This is a genomic window from Streptomyces sp. NPDC005706 (assembly GCF_040631045.1).
Classification (GTDB): Bacteria; Actinomycetota; Actinomycetes; order Streptomycetales; family Streptomycetaceae; genus Streptomyces.
In genome coordinates this window covers 15,132-35,546 of record NZ_JBEXYS010000031.1, presented here as the reverse complement: position 1 = coordinate 35,546, position 20,415 = coordinate 15,132, and the positions used below count along the sequence as shown (strand labels likewise).

16 protein-coding genes are annotated in these 20,415 nt (G+C 75.2%); 13 read left to right on the top strand and 3 right to left on the bottom strand.

Features of this window, described 5'->3' with window-relative positions; all coding sequences use genetic code 11:
- Positions 1–23 precede the first annotated feature (23 nt).
- The 7 genes from ABZ478_RS32270 to cobI are packed head-to-tail and all read left to right on the top strand — an operon-like array spanning position 24 to position 10,904.
- Entirely contained in the window at positions 24–968 is a 945-nt protein-coding gene (locus ABZ478_RS32270; protein ID WP_359554992.1) for a cobalamin biosynthesis protein, read from the top strand.
- Positions 965–2,509, top strand: coding sequence for a cobyric acid synthase (locus tag ABZ478_RS32265; RefSeq protein WP_359554990.1), 1,545 nt, complete (start codon positions 965–967; stop codon positions 2,507–2,509). Before ABZ478_RS32270 ends, ABZ478_RS32265 begins: the two co-directional genes overlap by 4 nt.
- A complete protein-coding gene (cobN, locus tag ABZ478_RS32260) occupies positions 2,506–6,156 on the top strand; it encodes a cobaltochelatase subunit CobN (RefSeq protein WP_359554988.1) in 3,651 nt (1,216 codons plus the stop codon). The genes ABZ478_RS32265 and cobN overlap by 4 nt, the downstream gene beginning before the upstream one ends.
- Positions 6,153–8,210, top strand: coding sequence for a putative cobaltochelatase (locus tag ABZ478_RS32255; protein WP_359554986.1), 2,058 nt, complete (start codon positions 6,153–6,155; stop codon positions 8,208–8,210). The genes cobN and ABZ478_RS32255 overlap by 4 nt, the downstream gene beginning before the upstream one ends.
- On the top strand, positions 8,210–8,809 hold the full coding sequence (cobO, locus tag ABZ478_RS32250) for a cob(I)yrinic acid a,c-diamide adenosyltransferase (protein WP_359554984.1): 600 nt from the start codon (positions 8,210–8,212) through the stop codon (positions 8,807–8,809). The genes ABZ478_RS32255 and cobO overlap by 1 nt, the downstream gene beginning before the upstream one ends.
- Positions 8,806–10,176: a cobyrinate a,c-diamide synthase gene (locus ABZ478_RS32245; protein ID WP_359555109.1), complete on the top strand. Its 1,371-nt coding sequence runs from the start codon at positions 8,806–8,808 to the stop codon at positions 10,174–10,176. Before cobO ends, ABZ478_RS32245 begins: the two co-directional genes overlap by 4 nt.
- On the top strand, positions 10,173–10,904 hold the full coding sequence (gene cobI / locus ABZ478_RS32240; RefSeq protein WP_359554982.1) for a precorrin-2 C(20)-methyltransferase: 732 nt from the start codon (positions 10,173–10,175) through the stop codon (positions 10,902–10,904). The genes ABZ478_RS32245 and cobI overlap by 4 nt, the downstream gene beginning before the upstream one ends.
- Before the next feature lie 14 nt (positions 10,905–10,918).
- Here cobI and ABZ478_RS32235 read toward each other — a convergent pair whose 3' ends face one another.
- A complete protein-coding gene (locus ABZ478_RS32235) occupies positions 10,919–11,650 on the bottom strand; it encodes a ZIP family metal transporter (RefSeq protein ID WP_359554980.1) in 732 nt (243 codons plus the stop codon).
- A 126-nt stretch (positions 11,651–11,776) separates the two neighbouring features.
- On the opposite strand from ABZ478_RS32235, the gene cobM reads away from it, so the two are divergent.
- From cobM to cobC, 6 genes are read left to right on the top strand one after another with little or no spacing between them, the layout of a single operon-like run.
- Positions 11,777–12,595, top strand: a complete 819-nt coding sequence (cobM, locus tag ABZ478_RS32230) for a precorrin-4 C(11)-methyltransferase (protein WP_359555108.1) — start codon at positions 11,777–11,779, stop codon at positions 12,593–12,595.
- Positions 12,592–13,824: a precorrin-6y C5,15-methyltransferase (decarboxylating) subunit CbiE gene (cbiE, locus tag ABZ478_RS32225; protein WP_359554978.1), complete on the top strand. Its 1,233-nt coding sequence runs from the start codon at positions 12,592–12,594 to the stop codon at positions 13,822–13,824. Before cobM ends, cbiE begins: the two co-directional genes overlap by 4 nt.
- Entirely contained in the window at positions 13,821–15,536 is a 1,716-nt protein-coding gene (cobJ, locus tag ABZ478_RS32220; RefSeq protein WP_359554975.1) for a precorrin-3B C(17)-methyltransferase, read from the top strand. Before cbiE ends, cobJ begins: the two co-directional genes overlap by 4 nt.
- Positions 15,533–16,120 (top strand): precorrin-8X methylmutase, encoded by a 588-nt coding sequence (locus tag ABZ478_RS32215; protein WP_359554973.1) that lies wholly within the window; start codon positions 15,533–15,535, stop codon positions 16,118–16,120. The genes cobJ and ABZ478_RS32215 overlap by 4 nt, the downstream gene beginning before the upstream one ends.
- Entirely contained in the window at positions 16,117–17,043 is a 927-nt protein-coding gene (locus tag ABZ478_RS32210; protein WP_359554970.1) for a sirohydrochlorin chelatase, read from the top strand. Before ABZ478_RS32215 ends, ABZ478_RS32210 begins: the two co-directional genes overlap by 4 nt.
- The gene (gene cobC, locus ABZ478_RS32205) at positions 17,033–18,109 is read left to right on the top strand and encodes an Rv2231c family pyridoxal phosphate-dependent protein CobC (protein ID WP_359554968.1); all 1,077 of its coding nucleotides are present in this window, start codon (positions 17,033–17,035) and stop codon (positions 18,107–18,109) included. The genes ABZ478_RS32210 and cobC overlap by 11 nt, the downstream gene beginning before the upstream one ends.
- 82 nt (positions 18,110–18,191) lie before the next feature.
- Here cobC and ABZ478_RS32200 read toward each other — a convergent pair whose 3' ends face one another.
- On the bottom strand, positions 18,192–19,100 hold the full coding sequence (locus ABZ478_RS32200; protein WP_359554966.1) for an SCO1860 family LAETG-anchored protein: 909 nt from the start codon (positions 19,098–19,100) through the stop codon (positions 18,192–18,194).
- 188 nt (positions 19,101–19,288) lie between these two features.
- A complete protein-coding gene (locus ABZ478_RS32195; protein ID WP_359554963.1) occupies positions 19,289–20,380 on the bottom strand; it encodes an amidohydrolase family protein in 1,092 nt (363 codons plus the stop codon).
- Between the last annotated feature and the right edge of the window lie 35 nt (positions 20,381–20,415).

The window sequence follows — 20,415 nt, the reverse complement described above, 5'->3', positions numbered from 1 at the left end:
CGCGCCCACGGCCGGCTGAGCCGATGGGTGCCGATCGCGCTTACGCGTACGGCGCCGCCGCCGGCCTTCTCGGTGACCTGCTCCTCGGCGATCCGCGCCGCGGGCATCCGGTCGCCGCGTTCGGGCGGTCGGCCGCTGCCGTGGAACGCGTGCTGTGGCACGACCACCGCGGCTGGGGCGCGCTGCACACCGCCGTCTGCGCCGGCGGCGCCGTGGCCGCCGGGCTCGTCGCCCAACGGGCCGTGCGCCGCTCCCCCGTCGCCTCCGCCGCGCTGACCGGCGTGGCCACCTGGGCCGTCGTCGGGGGCACCTCGCTGGCCCGCGAGGCCCGGGCCATCGGGCGCGCGCTGGAGGCCGGGGACGTGCCGGCGGCCCGCGCGCGGCTGCCCCATCTGTGCGGCCGGGACCCGCAGGCGCTGGACGCCGACGGGATCGCCCGGGCCGTGGTCGAGTCCGTCGCCGAGAACACCTCCGACGCCGTCGTGGGCGCGCTGGTGTGGGGTGCCGTGGGCGGGGTGCCGGGGCTGCTCGGGTTCCGCGCCGTCAACACCCTGGACGCGATGGTCGGTCACAAGTCTCCGCGCCTGCGCCGCTTCGGCTGGGCCTCCGCCCGGCTCGACGACCTCGCCGGGTGGCCGGGGGCCCGGCTGACGGCCGTGCTCGCCGCGCTGGCCGGACCGGACCCGCGGGGTGCCGTACGGGCCTGGCGGGCGGACGCGGCCAAGCACCCGAGCCCCAACGCCGGTCCCGTCGAGGCCTCGTTCGCGGGCGCCCTGGGCGTACGGCTCGGCGGGACGCTCTCCTACGCCGGGCGGGTGGAACACCGGCCCGTACTGGGCGGCGGCACCGGGCGGGCCGTCCGGGTCGCCGACATCGACCGGGCCGTGACGCTCTCCCGCCGCGTCGGCCTGCTCGCGCTCGGTGTCACCGCCGGTGCGCGCCTCCTCGCGAAGGGACGTGGCAAGTGAACGGTGGTCTCCTCGTCGCCGGCACCACCTCCGACGCCGGCAAGAGCGTCGTGACGGCCGGGATCTGCCGCTGGCTGGTGCGCCAGGGCGTGAAGGTCGCGCCGTTCAAGGCGCAGAACATGTCCCTCAACTCCTTCGTCACGCGCGAGGGCGCCGAGATCGGGCGGGCACAGGCGATGCAGGCGCAGGCCTGCCGGGTGGAGCCGACCGCGCTGATGAACCCCGTGCTGCTCAAGCCCGGCGGTGAACAGAGCAGCCAGGTGGTGCTGCTGGGCAGGCCGGTGGGCGAGATGAGCGCGCGCGGCTACCACGGCGGGCGCCAGCAGCGGCTCCTGGGCACGGTGCTGGACTGCCTGGCCGAGTTGCGGGGCACGTATGACGCGGTGATCTGTGAGGGGGCCGGTTCGCCCGCGGAGATCAATCTGCGGCGGACGGACATCGTCAACATGGGGATCGCGCGGGGCGCGCGGCTGCCCGTGCTCGTGGTCGGCGACATCGACCGCGGCGGCGTCTTCGCCTCCTTCTTCGGCACCGTCGCCCTGCTGTCGCCCGAGGACCAGGAACTGGTCGCCGGTTTCCTGGTGAACAAGTTCCGGGGCGACGTCTCCCTGCTGGAGCCCGGCCTCGACATGCTCCACGGCCTCACCGGACGGCGGACGTACGGCGTGCTGCCGTTCCGGCACGGGCTCGGCATCGACGAGGAGGACGGGATGGGGGTCCCCCCGCGCGAGCGAAGCCGAGCGTGGGGGAGGGTGTCGCTGCGCGGCACCGTGCGGGAGTCCACGGTGGCTCCCCCGGTCGGTGAGGACGTGCTGCGGGTCGCCGTGTGCGCGATCCCACTGATGTCCAACTTCACCGACGTGGACGCACTCGCCGCCGAACCCGGTGTCGTGGTGCGGTTCGTGGACCGGCCGGAGGAACTGGCGGACGCGGACCTGGTCGTGGTCCCGGGGACCCGGGGCACGGTCCGGGCGCTCGCATGGCTGCGCGAGCGCGGCCTCGCCGACGCCCTCGTGCGCCGGGCCGCCGAACACCGGCCCGTCCTCGGCATCTGCGGTGGCTTCCAGATCCTTGGCGAGCACATCGAGGACGAGGTCGAGTCGCGCGCCGGGGAGGTCCCGGGGCTCGGACTGCTGCCGGTGCGGGTGCGGTTCGCCCGCGAGAAGACGCTGACCCGGCCGGTCGGCGAAGCCCTGGGCGAACCGGTCGAGGGATACGAGATCCACCACGGGGTGGCGGCCGTCGGCGGGGGCGAACCCTTCCTGGACGGCTGCCGGGCCGGACAGACCTGGGGCACGCACTGGCACGGCTCGCTGGAGTCGGACGGCTTCCGGCGGGCCTTCCTGCGCGAAGTGGCGGCCGCCGCGGGACGCCGCTTCGTGCCGGCCCCCGGCACCTCGTTCGCCGCGCTGCGCGAGGAGCAACTCGACCGGCTCGGCGACCTGATCGAACAGCACGCGGACACGGACGCGCTGTGGCGGCTCATCGAGTCGGGCGCGCCGCAAGGACTGCCTTTCATTCCACCGGGAGCGCCCGCATGAGCACAGTGTTGTTGTTGTCGACCGCCGACACCGATCTGCTGGCGGCCCGGGCCTCCGGCGCCGGGTACCGGATCGGCAATCCGACCCGGGTGGACGTGGCCGGGGAACTGCCGGGGCTGCTCGAGGGCGCGGACCTCGCGGTCGTACGGCTGCTCGGCGGCAAGCGGGCCTGGGAGGACGGGCTGGCCGCGCTGAAGGCGTCCGGCGTCCCGGCCGTGCTGCTGGGCGGCGAGGCCGTGCCGGACGCCGAGCTGATGGCCGAGTCGTCCGTGCCGGCGGGCGTGGTGGCCGAGGCGCTGAAGTACCTCGTCGAGGGCGGCCCGGACAACCTGGCCGAACTGGCCCGGTTCCTCTCCGACACGGTGCTGCTCACCGGTGAGGGCTTCGAGGAGCCGCGGAAGATGCCGGAGTTCGGCGTCCACGGCTCGTACCCGGTCCGGGACGGCCGTCCGACGGTGGGTGTGCTGTTCTACCGGGCGCACGAACTGAGCGGCAACACCGCCTTCGTGGACACACTGTGCGAGGCGATCGAGGCGCGGGGCGCCAACGCCCTTCCCGTGTACTGCGGTTCGCTGCGCGGCGCGGACGCCGGGCTGTACGAGCTGCTGGGCCGGGCCGACGCGCTGGTCGCCACCGTGCTGGCGGCCGGCGGTACGCACGCCTCGCAGGCGTCCGCCGGCGGGGACGAGGAGTCCTGGGACGTCGGGGCGCTCGCCGATCTGAACGTGCCCGTGCTGCAGGGGCTCTGCCTCACCTCCTCGCGGGCCGCCTGGGCGGAGTCGGACGCCGCCCTGTCCCCGATGGACGCGGCGATGCAGGTGGCCATCCCGGAGTTCGACGGACGGCTCGTCACCGTGCCGTTCTCCTTCAAGGAGCAGGGTCCGGACGAGGTACCGGTGTACGTCGCCGACCCCGAGCGGGCCGCCCGGGTCGCCGGAATCGCCGTGCGCCACGCCGAGCTGGCCCACAAGCCGAACGCGGAGAAGCGGATCGCGCTGGTCTTCACCGCCTACCCGACCAAGCACTCCCGGGTCGGCAACGCGGTCGGCCTGGACACGCCCGCCTCGGCGGTCCGGGTACTGGACGCGCTGCGGGACGCCGGCTACGTGGCCGAGGGGTACCCGGACAACGGCGACGAGCTGATCCACCGGCTGATCGCGGCCGGCGGCCACGACGTCGAGTGGCTGACGGAGGAGCAACTGGCCGCCGCGCCCGCCCGGGTGCCGCTCGCCGACTACCGGGAGTGGTTCGACGGGCTCGACGCCGAGCTGCGGGACGCGATGCTGGGGGCGTGGGGCGAGCCGCCGGGCGGCCTGTACGTGGACGGCGACGACATCGTGCTCGCCTCCCTGCGGTTCGGGAACGTCGTCGTGATGATCCAGCCGCCGCGCGGCTTCGGCGAGAACCCGATCGCCATCTACCACGACCCCGACATGCCGCCCTCCCACCACTACATGGCGGCCTACCGCTGGCTCGACAGGAGCTTCGGCGCCGACGCGATCGTGCACATGGGCAAGCACGGCACGATGGAGTGGCTGCCGGGCAAGGGCCTGGGCCTGAGCGGCGGCTGCGCCCCGGACGCCGTGCTCGGCGACCTCCCGCTGATCTACCCGTTCATCGTCAACGACCCCGGCGAGGGCACCCAGGCCAAGCGGCGCGGGCACGCCACCGTGGTCGACCACCTGGTGCCGCCGATGGCGCGCGCGGACACCTACGGCGACCTCGCCAAGCTGGAGCAGCTGCTGGACGAGTACGCGCTCGTCTCCGACCTGGACCCGGCGAAGGCACCGGCGGTGCGCGCCCAGATCTGGACGCTGGTCAAGACCGCCGAGCTGCACCACGACCTGCATGTGGACGAGCAGCCGGACGACGACGAGTTCGACGAGTTCGTCATGCACATCGACGGCTACCTGTGCGAGATCAAGGACGTCCAGATCCGCGACGGACTGCACATCCTCGGGGGCGGCCCGGAGGCCGAACCGCGGGTGAACCTGGTCCTCGCCGTGCTGCGCGCCTCCCAGGTGTGGGGCGGGCAGGCGAACGCGCTGCCGGGGCTGCGGGCGTCGCTGGCCCTGCACTACGGGCTGGTGGAGAAGGAGCTGCTGGCCGAGCCGGGCGCGCCGGTCAAGGTGCCGGTGGAGCTGACGGACCGGGTCGACAGCCCGTCCCGGACGGCGGCCGACGCGATCGACCTGCTGGAGCGGCTCTGCCGGCGGATCGCGGAGGACATGGAGTCCCGGGCGTGGGACCGGGCGGCCGTCCCCGCCGTGCTGGACGGCGTGCTCGGCGCCGAACTCGCGGACGCCGCGGCCGTGCTGGAGTTCGCCTGCGACGAGGTCGTACCGCGGCTGGCCCGGACCACCGACGAGATCGGGCACATCCTGCGGGCGCTGGACGGCGGATATGTGCCGGCCGGACCGTCGGGTTCGCCGACCCGCGGTCTGGTCAACGTGCTGCCGACCGGCCGCAACTTCTACTCCGTCGACCCGAAGGCCATCCCCTCCAGGCTGAGCTGGGAGGTCGGCCAGTCGCTCGCGGACTCGCTGGTCCAGCGGTACCTCCAGGACACCGGGGAGTACCCGAGGTCGGTCGGCCTCACGGTGTGGGGCACCTCCGCGATGCGCACCCAGGGCGACGACATCGCCGAGATCCTGGCACTGCTGGGCTGCCGTCCGGTCTGGGACGACGCCTCGCGCCGGGTGACGGGGTTCGAGGTGATCGGCCCGCAGGAGCTGGGCCGGCCGCGCGTGGACGTCACGGTCCGTATCTCGGGCTTCTTCCGGGACGCGTTCCCGCACGTGGTCGGGCTGATCGACGACGCGGTGCGGGCGGTGGCCGAGCTGGACGAGCCGGCCGAGGTCAACTACGTGCGGGCGCACGTGGACGAGGACGCGGCGGAGCACGGCGACCGCCGGCGGGCGACGGCCCGGATCTTCGGCTCGAAGCCGGGCGCGTACGGCGCCGGTCTGCTGCCGCTGATCGACGCCCGGAACTGGCGCTCCGACGCCGACCTCGCCGAGGTGTACGCGGTGTGGGGCGGTTACGCGTACGGGCGCGGCCTCGACGGGCGGGCGGCGCGCGGGGACATGGAGACCGCGTTCCGGCGGATCGCGGTGGCGGCGAAGAACGTCGACACCCGTGAGCACGACCTGGTCGACGCCGACGACTACTTCCAGTACCACGGTGGCATGGTCGCCATGGTGCGGCACCTGACCGGCGCCAACCCCGAGGCCTACGTGGGCGACTCGGCCGTGCCGGACCAGGTGAGGACGCGCACGCTGGGCGAGGAGACGCACCGCGTCTTCCGGGCGCGGGTGGTCAACCCGCGCTGGATGGCGGCGATGCGCCGGCACGGCTACAAGGGCGCCTTCGAGATGGCGGCGACCGTGGACTACCTGTTCGGCTACGACGCCACGGCGGGCGTGGTCGACGACTGGATGTACGAGAAGCTCAGCGCGGAGTACGTCTTCGACCCGGAGAACCGGGACTTCATGCGGAAGTCCAACCCGTGGGCGCTGCGCGGCATCACCGAGCGGCTGCTGGAGGCGGCGGACCGCGGGCTGTGGGCGGAGCCGGACGCGGACACGCTGGAGCGGCTGCGCGCCACCTATCTGGAGCTGGAAGGCGACTTGGAGGGCGACCAGTGACAACCCCGTTCCCGTTCACGGCCGTGGTCGGCCAGGACGATCTGCGGCTCGCGCTGCTGCTGAACGCCGTGTCGCCGGCGGTCGGCGGTGTGCTGGTGCGCGGCGAGAAGGGCACCGCGAAGAGCACGGCCGTACGCGCCCTCTCCGCGCTGCTGCCGGAGGTGGCCGTCGTCCCCGGATGCCGGTTCTCCTGCGATCCGGCGGCCCCGGACCCGTCCTGCCCGGACGGACCGCACGAGCCGGGCGCCGGGGACGGACGGCCGGCCCGGATGGTCGAGTTGCCCGTGGGTGCCTCCGAGGACCGGCTGGTCGGCGCGCTGGACATCGAGCGGGCGCTCGCCGAGGGCGTGAAGGCGTTCGAGCCGGGCCTGCTGGCCGACGCCCACCGCGGGATCCTGTACGTGGACGAGGTCAACCTCCTGCACGACCATCTCGTCGACCTGCTGCTGGACGCCGCCGCGATGGGCGCCTCGTACGTCGAGCGCGAGGGTGTCTCGGTGCGGCACGCCGCCCGGTTCCTGCTCGTCGGCACCATGAACCCCGAGGAGGGCGAGCTGCGGCCGCAGTTGCTCGACCGGTTCGGGCTGACCGTGGAGGTCGCCGCCTCGCGGGAACCGGACGAGCGGGTGGAGGTCGTGCGGCGCCGGCTGGCGTACGACGACGATCCCGGCGCCTTCGCCGCGCGCTGGGCCGAGGAGGAGGCCGCGGTCCGGCAACGGATCGTCGCGGCCCGGAAGCTGCTGCCGGGGGTGCGGCTGGGCGACGGTGCGCTGCGGCAGATCGCGGCGACCTGCGCGGCCTTCGAGGTGGACGGGATGCGCGCCGACATCGTGATGGCGCGTACGGCGACCGCGCTGGCCGCGTGGGCCGGGCGGACCGATGTGCTCGCCGAGGACGTCCGGCGGGCCGCGCTGCTCGCGCTGCCGCACCGGCGGCGGCGCAACCCGTTCGACGCGCCCGGTCTGGACGAGGACAAGCTGGACGAGACGCTGGAGCAGTTCTCCGGCGAGGGCGAGGGTGAGGACGACGACGACCCCGGCCCCGACGGCCCCGGAGGCGGCGGCGGGCAGCCGGCGCCGGACAGCGGTCCGCAGGGCGACGGCGGCGCGGCCGCGGAGCCCGAGGCCGGGGAGGGCGGGCAGCCGCAGTCGTCGGGCGGGCAGGAGCAGCCGGCCGCACGGGCGGCCGAGCCGTTCCGCGCGAAGGTGCTGACCGTGCCCGGCCTCGGCGAGGGCGCCGCGGGCCGGCGCTCCCGAGCGCGTACCGAGCACGGGCGGACCACCGGGGCCCGGCGGCCCCGGGGCGCGCTGACCAAGCTGCACCTGGCGGCGACGGTGCGGGCCGCGGCCCCGCACCAGCGGGCGCGGGGGCGGTCCGGTCCGGGTCTCGTGGTGCGCCGGGACGATCTGCGGCAGGCGACCCGGGAGGGGCGGGAGGGCAACCTCGTGCTGTTCGTGGTGGACGCCTCCGGGTCGATGGCGGCGCGGCAGCGGATGAGCGCCGTGAAGGGCGCGGTGCTGTCGCTGCTCCTCGACGCCTACCAGCGGCGGGACAAGGTGGGTCTGGTGACCTTCCGGGGGTCCGCGGCGGACGTGGCGCTGCCGCCGACCTCGTCGGTGGACGCGGCGGCGGTCCGGCTGGAGTCGCTGCCGACCGGCGGCCGTACGCCGCTGGCGGCCGGGCTGCTGAAGGCGCACGAGGTGCTGCGGGTGGAGCGGCTGCGGGACCCGGCGCGGCGGGCGCTGGTCGTGGTGGTGACGGACGGACGGGCCACAGACGGAGGGGCGGCGCGAAGCGTCTCCGGCCGGGGCGGTGGTCGGGCGACGGGCGGGACGGAGCCGGTGGCGCTGGCCGGGCGGGCGGCGCGGCTGTTCGCGGCCGAGGGCGTCGCCTCGGTGGTCGTGGACTGCGAATCGGGGCCGGTACGGCTCGGGCTCGCCGGGCAGCTCGCGGACGGTCTGGGCGGTACGGCGGTGTCGCTGGACGAGCTGCGGGCCGACTCGATCGCCGGGCTGGTCAGGGATGTGCAGGGGACTTCGAGGAGGGCCGCGTAATGCCGCAGGGGCAGCCGAGTGTCGTGCCGGACGACGGACTGACGACCCGTCAGCGCCGTAACCGGCCGCTGGTCGTGGTGCACACGGGCGTCGGCAAGGGCAAGTCCACCGCCGCGTTCGGGCTGGCGCTGCGGGCCTGGAACCAGGGCTGGCCGATCGGGGTGTTCCAGTTCGTCAAGTCCGCCAAGTGGAAGGTCGGCGAGGAGAACGCGCTGCGCGTGCTCGGCGCCTGCGGTGAGGGCGGCAGCGTCGACTGGCACAAGATGGGCGAGGGCTGGTCCTGGGTGCAGCGCGACGCGCAGATGGACAACGAGGAGAAGGCCCGCGAGGGCTGGGAGCAGGTCAAGCGGGACCTGGCGGCCGAGACGTACCGGCTGTACGTGCTGGACGAGTTCGCCTACCCGATGCACTGGGGCTGGGTGGACACCGACGAGGTCGTGGACGTGCTGCGGAACCGGCCCGGCACCCAGCACGTGGTGATCACGGGGCGGAACGCGCCGGAGAAGCTGGTGGACCTCGCCGATCTGGTCACCGACATGTCCAAGGTCAAGCACCCCATGGACGTGGGGCAGAAGGGCCAGATGGGCATCGAGTGGTGATGACGCCGGTGCCTCGGCTGGTCGTCGCCGCGCCCGCCTCGGGCAGCGGCAAGACCACCGTCGCCACGGGGCTGATGGCCGCGTTCGCCGCGCGGGGGCTCGCCGTGTCCCCGCACAAGGTCGGGCCGGACTACATCGACCCCGGGTACCACGCGCTCGCCACGGGGCGGGTGGGACGCAACCTGGACGCGTACCTGTGCGGGCCGGAGCTGATCGCCCCGCTGTTCCTGCACGGGGCGCGGGGGTGCGATCTCGCCGTCGTCGAGGGCGTGATGGGGCTGTACGACGGGGCCGCGGGCCAGGGCGAGCTGGCGTCCACCGCTCATGTCGCCAAGCTGCTGCGGGCGCCGGTGGTGCTGGTCGTGGACGCCTCGTCGCAGTCGCGGTCGGTGGCGGCGCTGGTGCACGGGTTCGCGTCCTGGGATCCGGAGGTGCGGGTCGGGGGCGTGATCCTGAACAAGGTGGCGTCCGACCGGCACGAGGCGCTGCTGCGGGAGGCGCTGGACGCCTCCGGGGTGCCGGTGCTGGGGGTGCTGCGGCGGGTGCCGCAGGTGGACACGCCGTCGCGGCATCTGGGGCTGGTGCCGGTCGCCGAGCGGCGGGACGCGGCGGTGGACGCGGTCGCGGCGATGGCGGCACAGGTCTCGGCCGGGTGCGATCTGGACGCGCTGATGACGCTGGCGCGCGGTGCGGGCGCGATACCGGGCGCGGCCTGGGACGCGGCCGAGGCCCTGGCTTCGCCTGCCCGGCCGGCCGGGAAGCGGGGGCCGGTGGTCGCCGTCGCCGGCGGTCGGGCGTTCACATTCTCCTACGCGGAGCACGCCGAGCTGCTCGCCGCCGCCGGTGCCGAGGTCGTCACGTTCGATCCGCTGCGGGACGAGGAACTGCCGGAGGGCACCGCCGGGCTGGTCGTCGGGGGCGGGTTCCCCGAGGTGTACGCGGCCGAGCTGTCCGCGAACGAGCCGCTGCGCAAGGCGGTCGCCCAACTCGCCCTGAGCGGTGCTCCGGTGGCCGCGGAGTGTGCCGGGCTGCTCTATCTGTGCCGGGAGCTGGACGGGCGGCCCATGTGCGGGGTGCTGGACGCCGGCGCCCGCATGGGCGAACGGCTCACTCTCGGCTACCGGGACGCCGTGGCCGTCGGCGACAGTGTGCTGGCCGCCGCGGGGACGCGGACGCGCGGGCACGAGTTCCACCGCACGGCCGTCGATCCCGGCGCCGGTGCCGCTCCCGCCTGGGGTCTGACCACCCCGGTCCGGCGGGTCGAGGGTTTCGTACAGCAGGGCGTGCACGCGAGTTATCTGCACACGCACTGGGCCGCCGGGCCCGGCGCGGCCCGTCGGTTCGTGGAGAGGTGCCGGACGTCATGAGCAGCAGGCTGGTCGGAGTCGGGGTCGGTCCCGGGGACCCGGAGCTGGTGACCGTCAAGGGGGTCAACGCGCTGCGCGCCGCCGAGATCGTCGTCGTTCCCGTGATGGACACCGGTGAGCAGGGCCGGGCCGAGGCGACCGTGGTGCACTACGTGCCCCGGGAGAAGGTCGTCCGGGTGGTGTTCGCGCTGAACGAGCGGTCCGACCGGGCGCGCCGGGAGGCCGCCTGGGACGCGGCGGGCGAGCGGGTCGCCGGGCTGCTGGAGCGGCACGGGTCGGTCGCCTTCGCCACCATCGGCGATCCGAACGTGTACTCGACGTTCACGTATCTCGCGCAGACGATCACGGAACTGGTGCCGGGTGTCGTGGTGGAGACCGTGCCCGGGATCACCGCCATGCAGGATCTGGCGGCGCGGTCGGGCGCGGTGCTGACGGAGGGGACCGAGCCGCTGACGCTGGTGCCGGTGACGGCGGGCGCGGCGGCGCTCAAGGAGGCGCTGGCGGGGCCGGGCACCGTCGTGGCGTACAAGTTCGGGCGGCAGGCCACCGAGGTCGCCGAGGCGCTGCGGGAGACCGGGCGGATCGGGGACGCGGTGTGGGGTTCGGCGCTCGGACTGCCGGCGGAGTCGGTGCGGCCGGCCGCCGAACTGGACGGGGCGCCGTTGCCGTACCTCTCCACGCTGATCGCCCCGCCGCGGCGCGACGGCGGGCGGGGCGGGAAGCTGTGACGCGGCCCGTGCGGTCAGCCGCCGGAGACGCCGACCACCAGCCAGATGAAGGCCGCGCCCGCGACCGTGCACAACAGGGTGGAGCGGGCGGGGTGCTCGTGGTGGGCCTCGGGGAGGATCTCGGCGGCGGCGAGGTAGAGCAGTACGCCGCCGAAGAGGCCGAGATAGCCGCCGAGCACCTGCTCGGGGATGTGGAAGAACACCGTCGACAGCGCGCCCACCAGGGGGGCGCAGGCGTCGGCCACCAGCATGCCCACCGCCCGGCGGCGGGCGTTGCCGTACAGGCTCGTGATGGTGAAGGTGTTGAAGCCGTCGGCGAAGTCGTGCGCGATCACGGCGAGGGCGACGGACGCGCCCATGCCGCCGCCCACCTGGAAGGCCGCGCCGATCGCCACGCCGTCCATGGCGCTGTGGCCGACCATCGCGGCCGCCGCCGTCAGGCCCACCTCGGGCGCGCGGTGCTGGTGCTCGGCGCCCCCGTGCGCCGCCTGGCGCGCGGCCAGGGTGCGCTCCACCAGATGGGCCAGCAGGAAGCCGGCCACGAACAGCAGCAGGGCCGCGGGTACGCCGAAGATCTCGCGGTCCGCCGCGTGCAGCGCCTCCGGCAGCAGGTCGAGGCCGACCACGCCCAGCATCAGGCCGCCGGCCAGACCCAGGACGAGATGGCGACGGTCGGTCACACGCTGTGCCGTCCAGCCGCCGGCCAGCGTCATCAGGAACGCGCCGAGCGCGACGAAGACCGCCATGGGCCCTTGCTATCCGATGAAGGTGCCTTCGCGCACATCCGGCGCCTTCCGCACTCCCCCAGACCCTGACGTTTCATCCCAGAACAGACCCGCGTCTTTCCTACGAGAGGACCCCTTCCCATGGCCATGGCCGATGCCCCCGCCGGCAAGGTGACGTTCGTCGGTGCCGGCCCCGGCGCCGCCGACCTGCTGACGTTCCGGGCCGCGCGCGCGATCGCGGCCGCCGACGTGGTGATCTGGGCGGCGAGCCTGGTGCAGGCCGAGGTCCTGGAGCACGCGCGGGACGACGCGGAGATCCTGGACTCGGCTGCGATGTCGCTGGAGGACGTGGTCGGCGTCTACCGGCGGGCCCACGCCGAGGGGCTGAGGGTCGCGCGGATCCACTCCGGGGATCCGGCGCTGTGGGGCGGCACGCAGGAGCAGCTCGACCGGTGCGCGGAGATCGGCATCGCGACGGAGGTCGTGCCGGGAGTGTCCTCGTTCTCCGCCGTGGCCGCCCTCGCCCAGCGGGAGCTGACCATCCCCGAGGTGGCCCAGTCGGTCGTCCTGACCCGGCTCGGCGGCGGCAAGACGCCGATGCCGCCCGGTGAGGAGGTGCGCGAGTTCGCCCGGCACGGCACCACGATGGCGGTGTTCCTGTCGGCGGCGCGCAGCGGCCAGCTGGTGCGGGAGCTGCTGGAGGGCGGCTATCCCACGGACACCCCCGTGGTCGTCGCGTACCAGGCGACCTGGCCGGAGGAGCTGGTGGTCAGGTGCACGATCGGCACGCTGGAGGAGACGGTCAAGGAGCACAAGCTCTGGAAGCACACGCTCTTCCTGGTCGGCGCGGCGCTGGACGCCCACGGGACCCGCTCGCACCTGTACCACCCCGGCCACTTCCACGGGTACCGCAAGGCCGACCCGGAGGCACGGCGGGCGCTGCGCGAGCAGAGGGCGAAGAGTTGATCACGGTCGTCGGTACGGGGACGGGCGCGCCGGTCGCGGACGAGGTGCTCGCCGGCGCCGCCCTCGTCGTGGGCGGGCGGCGGCACCTGGACGCCGTGCGCCTGCCCGAGGGGGCCGGGCGGATCGTGCTCGGGCCGCTGGCGCCCGCCCTGGACGCGATCGGGGAGTACGCGGACCGGGGGCTGCCGGTGGTCGTGCTGGCCTCCGGGGACCCGGGGTTCTTCGGGATCGTACGGGCGCTTGCCGAGCGGTTCGGGGCGGGGCGGCTGGACGTGCGGCCGGGGGTGTCCTCGGTGGCCACCGCGTTCGCGCGGCTGGGGCTGCCGTGGGACGACGCGGTCGTGGTCAGCGCGCACGGGCGTGATCTGCGGACGGCCGTCAACGCGTGCCGGGCGCATCCGAAGGTGGCCGTTCTGACCGGGCCCGGCGCCGGGCCGGCCGAGCTGGGAGCCGCGCTCGGCGGCGGCCGGCTGCTGGTCGTGGCGAGCGCGCTGGGCGATCCGGAGCACGAGCGCGTGGAGCGGGTGACGCCCGCCGAGGCCGCCGCCCGGGACTGGGGCACGGCGGTGAGCGTGGTGCTGTGCCTGGACGAGGCACGGACGCTGGGCGCCGTGCGGACGGTCGCCGGGGCGGGGGCGCCGCCCGCCGGATGGGCCCTGGACGAGGGCGAGTTCGCGCACCGCGACTCGATGATCACCAAGTTCGAGGTGCGGGCGCTCGCCCTCGCCCGGCTGGGGCCGCGCCTGGGCGACCTGGTGTGGGACGTCGGGGCCGGCTCGGGGTCGGTGGCCGTGGAGTGCGCGCGGCTCGGCGCGGCCGCCGTCGCCGTGGAGCGGACCGCGGACGGGGTCGAGCGGATCCGGGCCAACGCCGCCGCCCACGGAGTCGACGTGGACGTGGTGCACGGTGCGGCGCCGGACGCGCTGGACGGGCTCGACGACCCCGACGCCGTGTTCGTCGGCGGCGGAGGGCGCGAGCTGCCGGCCATCGTCGGCGCGTGCGCGCGGCGGGCCCGGCGGACCGTCGTCGTCACCATGGCCGCCCTGGACCGGGTGCCGGCCGCGCGCGCGGCGCTGACGGGCGCGGGGCTCCACTGCGACGGCGTGCTGCTGCAGTCGTCCCGGCTGGCGCCGCTGCCCGGGGACGTGACCCGGCTGGCGGCGGCCAATCCGGTTTTCCTGCTGTGGGGCGTCCGCCCCCCGGCATCCAGTGAAGGAGTAGCGAAGTGATCGGCCTCATTTCCGCCACCGCGGCGGGCGCGGCGGCGCGGGACCGGCTGGCCGCGGCCTGGCCGGACCGTACGCGGGTGTACGACGGTGGCGCCGGGGAGGCCGTGCGGGCCGCGTTCGCCGAGTGCGAGCAGCTGGTCTGCTTCCTGGCGACGGGCGCGGTGGTACGGCTGCTCGCGCCGCTGCTCGCCGACAAGGCGGCCGACCCGGGCGTGGTGTGCGTGGACGAGGGCGGCCGCTTCGCGGTGTCGCTGCTCGGCGGGCACGGCGGCGGCGCGAACGAACTCGCCCGCGAGGTCGGCGGGTTGCTGGGCGCCGAACCGGTGGTGACGACCGCGACGGACGCGGTGGGGCTGCCGGGTCTCGACACCCTCGGGTTCCCGTTCGAGGGGGCGGTGGCCGCGGTGTCGCGGGCGCTCCTGGACGGCGAACCGGTCGCCCTGGAGGCCGAGGTGCCGTGGCCGCTGCCCGCGCTGCCCACCTCGCCGCGGGGCGCGTACACCGTACGGCTCACCGACCGGGCCGTCGCGCCGGGCGAGCGGGAGGTGCTGCTCAGGCCGCCGTCCCTGGTGGTCGGCGTGGGCGCCTCCCGGGGCGCGCCGGCGGACGAGGTGCTGGCCCTGGTCGAGGAGGCGCTGCGGGAGGCGGGCCTGTCCCCGCGGTCGGTCGCCGAACTCGCCACCGTGGACGCCAAGTCGGAGGAGCCGGGCATCGTGGCCGCCGCCGGGCGGCTGGGGGTGGCCCTGGTGACCTACCCGGCGGAGGAACTGGCGGACGTGGCGGTGCCCAACCCGTCCGGCGCACCGCTCGCGGCCGTCGGCACGCCGTCGGTCGCGGAGGCGGCGGCGCTGGCGCGCGGTGGTGAACTCCTCGTACCCAAGCGGAAGTCGGTGCGCGCCGACGGCCGGCCGTCGATGGCGACCTGCGCGGTGGTGCGGCGTCCGGGACGCGGACGGCTCGCCGTGGTCGGGCTCGGGCCGGGCGCCCGGGACCTGCTCACCCCGCGCGCGACGGCCGAACTGCGGCGGGCCTCGGTGCTGGTCGGCCTCGACCAGTACGTCGACCAGATCCGCGACCTGCTGCGGCCCGGCACCCGGGTGCTGGAGTCGGGGCTCGGCGCGGAGGAGGAGCGGGCCCGTACGGCCGTGGCGGAGGCCCGGCGCGGGCACGCGGTGGCGCTGATCGGCAGCGGGGACGCGGGCGTGTACGCCATGGCCTCCCCGGCGCTCGCCGAGGCGTCCGACGACATCGACGTGGTCGGTGTGCCGGGCGTGACGGCCGCGCTGGCCGCGGGGGCGATCCTGGGCGCGCCGCTGGGCCACGACCACGTGTCCATCAGCCTGTCCGACCTGCACACGCCGTGGGAGGTCATCGAGCGGCGGGTGCGGGCGGCGGCCGAGGCGGACATCGTGGTCACCTTCTACAACCCGCGGTCCCGGGGCCGCGACTGGCAGCTGCCCAAGGCGCTCGCGATCCTCGCCGGGCACCGGGACCCGGCGACGCCGGTCGGTGTGGTGCGCAACGCCTCCCGGCCGGACGAGTCGAGCAGGCTGACCGCGCTCGGCGAACTCGACCCGGCGACGGTCGACATGATGACGGTCGTCACCGTGGGCAACACCGCGACCCGGAACATCGCCGGCCGCATGGTGACCCCGCGCGGCTACCGCTGGCAGGAGAGCACCCAGACCGGCCCGCGGGAGGGCGCCCAGTGAACCGTGTCGTCCACCCCATCGAGCAGGAGTCCTTCCGGCGGCTGCGCGCCCGCCTGGACACCTCGCACTTCCCGCCGCTGACCAGGGCGGTGGTGGAGCGGGTCATCCACTCCGCCGCCGACCTGGAGTACGCGACCGACCTCGTCACCGACGAGGGCGATCTGGTGAGGGCGCACGCCGCGCTGCACGCCGGGGCGCCCGTCGTGGTGGACGTCGAGATGGTCGCGGCCGGCATCACCCGGCGGGAGACCGTCTGCCGGCTGAAGGACGCCGTGGCCGGTCCGGGGCTGACCCGTTCGGCGCACGCGGTCCGGCTCGCCTACGAGCAGGTCGGTCCGGGCGCCCTGTGGGTGATCGGCTGCGCGCCGACCGCCCTGGAGGAGCTGCTGACCCTGGACGCCTCCCCGGCGCTCGTCATCGGCCTGCCCGTCGGCTTCGTCGGCGCGGCCGAGTCCAAGGAGGCGTTGCGCGCGAGCGGGCTGCCCGCCGTGAGCAACGTGTCCGAGAAGGGCGGGTCGGCGGTCGCCGCCGCCGCGCTCAACGCCCTGTTGTACCAAACGATTTCCCCGGAGGAGACCCCGTGACCACCCCGCCGCCCGCCCTGCTCATCGCCGGCCACGGCACCCGGGACGAGGCCGGAGCCGAGGCGTTCCGCGACTTCGTGAGGGAGCTGGGCCGCCGCCACCCCGAACTGCCCGTCGCCGGCGGCTTCATCGAGCTGTCCCCGCCCCCGCTGGGCGAGGCGGTCGCCGAGCTGGTGGAGCGGGGCGTACGGCGGTTCGCGGCCGTCCCGCTGATGCTGGTGTCCGCCGGGCACGCCAAGGGCGACATCCCGGCGGCGCTGTCCCGGGAGAAGGAACGGCACCCGGGCATCTCGTACACCTACGGGCGCCCGCTCGGCCCGCACCCGGCGCTGCTGAACGTGCTGGAGCGGCGGCTGGAGGAGGCGCTGGCCGGTACGTCCGCCGAGCGGTCCGACGTGACCGTGCTGCTGGTGGGGCGCGGGTCGACCGACCCGGACGCCAACGCCGAGGTGCACAAGGCGGCCCGGCTGCTGTGGGAGGGGCGCGGCTACGCGGGCGTCGAGCCGGCGTTCGTGTCGCTGGCGGCGCCGGACGTGCCGAGCGGCCTCGACCGGTGCGCGAAGCTGGGGGCGCGGCGGATCGTCGTGCTGCCCTACTTCCTGTTCACCGGCATCCTGCCGGACCGGGTGCGCCGGCAGACCGAGGAGTGGGCGGCCGCTCGTCCGGAGCTGGAGGTGCGCTCGGCGGACGTCATCGGGCCCGAGCCGGAGCTGCTGGACCTGGTGATGGAGCGGTACGCGGAGGCCGTCAAGGGTGATCTGCGGATGAACTGTGACTCCTGTGTGTACCGGATCGCGCTGCCGGGCTTCGAGGACAAGGTGGGGCTGCCGCAGCAGCCGCACTTCCACCCGGACGACGACGGCCACCACCACGGGCACGGGCATCACCATCACGGGGAGCACTCACACAGCCATGCGCACTGAGGAGACCGGGGGCGCCCCGGGCCCCGGGCACGATCTGCGTCATCACGGCGACGCCGAGATGCGCGACGACGGCGCCGGGCTGGTCGATCTCGCCGTCAACGTCCGCGCGGACACGCCTCCGCCGTGGCTGCGGGAGGAGATCGCCGCCTCGCTGCCGTCCCTCGCTGCCTACCCGGACGGGCGGGCCGCGCGGGCGGCGGTCGCGGCGCGGCACGGGCTGCCGGTGGAGCGGGTGCTGCTGACGGCGGGGGCGGCGGAGGCGTTCGTGCTGCTGGCGCGGGCGCTGAAGGTGCGCCGGCCGGTCGTGGTGCATCCGCAGTTCACCGAGCCGGAGGCGGCGCTGCGGGACGCGGGGCACACCGTGGGCCGGGTGCTGCTGCGGGAGGCGGACGGGTTCCGGCTCGATCCGGCGGCGGTGCCCGAGGACGCGGACCTGGTGGTGATCGGCAATCCGACGAATCCGACGTCGGTGCTGCATCCGGGCGGTGTGATCGCCGCACTCGCCCGGCCCGGCCGAGTGCTGGTGGTCGACGAGGCGTTCATGGACGCGGTGCCGGGTGAGCGGGAGGCGCTGGCCGGGCGGACGGACGTGCCCGGTCTCGTCGTGCTGCGCAGCCTGACCAAGACCTGGGGGCTGGCCGGACTCCGCATCGGGTACGTGCTGGCCGCGCCGGAGACGATCGCCGAGCTGGAGCGGGCCCAGCCGCTGTGGCCGGTGTCGACGCCGGCGCTCGCCGCGGCCGAGGCGTGTGTGGCGCCCCGGGCGCTGGCGGAGGCGGCGCACGCGGCCCACCGGATCGCGGCGGACCGCGGCCATCTGGTGGCGGGGCTCGCCGCGCTCGCGTCCCGCGGGGTGCGGGTGGTGTCGCCCGCGGAGGGGCCGTTCGTGCTGGTGCGGGTGCCGGGGGCGGGTGCCGTGCGGCGGCGGTTGCGTGAGCTGGGGTACGCGGTGCGGCGGGGGGACACGTTTCCCGGGCTGGACGGGGACGCGTGGGTGCGGGTGGCGGTGCGGGACCGGGGGACGGTGCGCGGGTTCCTGACGGCGCTGTCGGCCGCGCTGCCGTAGCCGGGGCGCCGCCCCCGGGCCCCGTTTCCCACCGGCCCGCCCGTCCGCGGGCCGCGAAGGCGCCGTGCCCCCCCAGCCGTCGTCAGCTCCTGCGGCGGCGGGCCATCGTGACCGCTCCTCCGCCGAGCAGCAGCAGTGCCAGTGCGCCGCCCGCGATGTACGGGGTGGAGGAGCTGCCGCCGGTTTCCGCGAGGTCGGCCTCGGTGCCCGGGGCACCCTGGGGCTTCACCTCGGGGGCGGTGCCGGCGTGGGTCGGGGTCACGTGCCGGGCGGGTACCGGGGTCTCGCAGGTGGCCTTGGCGAGGGTGACCGTGCCGTTGACCTCCGCCACGTTCAGTTTCAGCGGGTTGACGGAGACCTTGAGTTCGAGCGCCGCGGCGGCCGCCGTGCGGGACGTGGTCCGGCGCTGGGAGAGGTCGAGGCGGACCTCGCCGACGCCGGGCACCTTCACCTCGGTCGGGCCGCCGGCGGTCAGCGTGATCCGCTTGCCGAGGACCGTGACGGCGCCGAGGACGTTCGCGGAGGCGACCGGCTTCTTCCCGGCGGCACAGGTCGCCTCGGCGGTGACCGTGCCGACCTCCACCACGGACAGCAGCGGCAGGCCCGGGACATGCAGCCTGGCGTGGGCGAGACGGACCGAGCCCTCGGCGAGCCGGCCGTTCGCCGTCGCCCTGGCCGAGGCGGCCCGCGCGGCGAGGACCGTGAACGGCCGGCCGCCGTTCACGCCGTCGAGCCGGGCCGTCAGGGTCGTCCTGTCCGCGCTGCGCGGCGCCTGGACCTCGTTGAGGCTGACCGCGAGCGGGACGTTCACGGTCTTGTTGAGCAGGGACACGTCGAGGCCGGTGCGGAGCACGACGGCGGAGGCGCGACCGTGACCGGTGGTGGCGTGCGCGGCGCTCGCGCCCAGCAGCGCGGGCGCCGCCGCGAGCGCGGTGACCGTCGCCACCGTGGCGAGCCTGCGTGCGGGCATGCGGAAGTTGTTGCTGTTCAAGGCGGTGGGACCCCCAGAGGAAACTTGCTTGGGACCCGTCAACCTTTACGCACTGTGGGTGAACGGTCAGCGATCCTGCGTTACTTCACTCCATCGTGGAGTTTCAGCACATCTCTTCGAATCACCGGGCACGCGCGTGCCCCTGCCCCGCCCGGGCTCCGTCACCCCGCTCGCCGGCCTCGCCGGCCCTACTCCACCACGCGCCCGTTCAGCACCACCCGGCGCGGGGCCGCCAGTACCCGGACGTCCGCCCGCGGGTCGGCCTCGTACACCACGAGGTCGGCCGGTGCGCCCTCCTCCAGGCCGGGACGGCCGAGCCAGGCGCGGGCGCTCCAGCTCGCCGCCGCCACCGCCTGGACGGGCGGGATGCCCGCGGTGACCAGTTCCGCGACCTCGGCCGCGACCAGGCCGTGGGCCAGTGAGCCGCCTGCGTCCGTGCCTACGTAGACCGGGATGCCGGCGTCGTGGGCGCCGCGCACGGTGTCGTAGCGGCGCTCATGGAGCCGGCGCATATGGGCCGACCAGCGCGGGTACCTGCGTTCGCCGCCCGCGGCGAGCCGCGGGAAGGTGGCGATGTTGACGAGGGTCGGGACGATCGCCACGCCCCGCTCGGCGAAGAGCGGGATCAGGTCGTCCGTCAGGCCCGTGGCGTGCTCGACGCAGTCGATGCCGGCCTCGACCAGGTCGCGCAGCGAGCTCTCGGCGAAGCAGTGCGCGGTGACGCGGGCGCCCAGCCGGTGGGCCTCGGCGATGGCGGCCTCGGCCGCCTCCCGCGGCCAGCAGGCGGAGAGGTCGCCGAGGTCGCGGTCGATCCAGTCGCCGACCAGTTTCACCCAGCCGTCGCCGCGCTCCGCCTCACGGGCGACGTAGGCGACCAGGTCCTCCGGCTCGACCTCCCACGCGTAGTTGCGGATGTAGCGGCGGGTGCGGGCGATGTGCCGGCCCGCGCGGATGATCTTCGGGAGGTCCTCGCGGTCGTCGATCCAGCGGGTGTCGGAGGGTGAGCCGGCGTCCCGGATCAGCAGCGTGCCCCGCTCCCGGTCGGTCAGCGCCTGCTTCTCGGCGGTGTCCGCGTCCACCGGGCCGTCGGTGCCGAGCCCGACGTGGCAGTGCGCGTCGACCAGGCCGGGCAGCGCCCAGCCCTCGACGGTGGTGATGTCACGCGCCCCGGCGGGGCGGTCGTAGGAGACGCGGCCCCCGACCACCCACAGCTCGTCGCGGACGTCCTCGGGCCCGGCCAGGACCCGCCCCCTCACATGCAGCACCGCGTCATCGCTCATACCCGGCACCCTAGCCAGCCGGGGGCCGGGCCCAC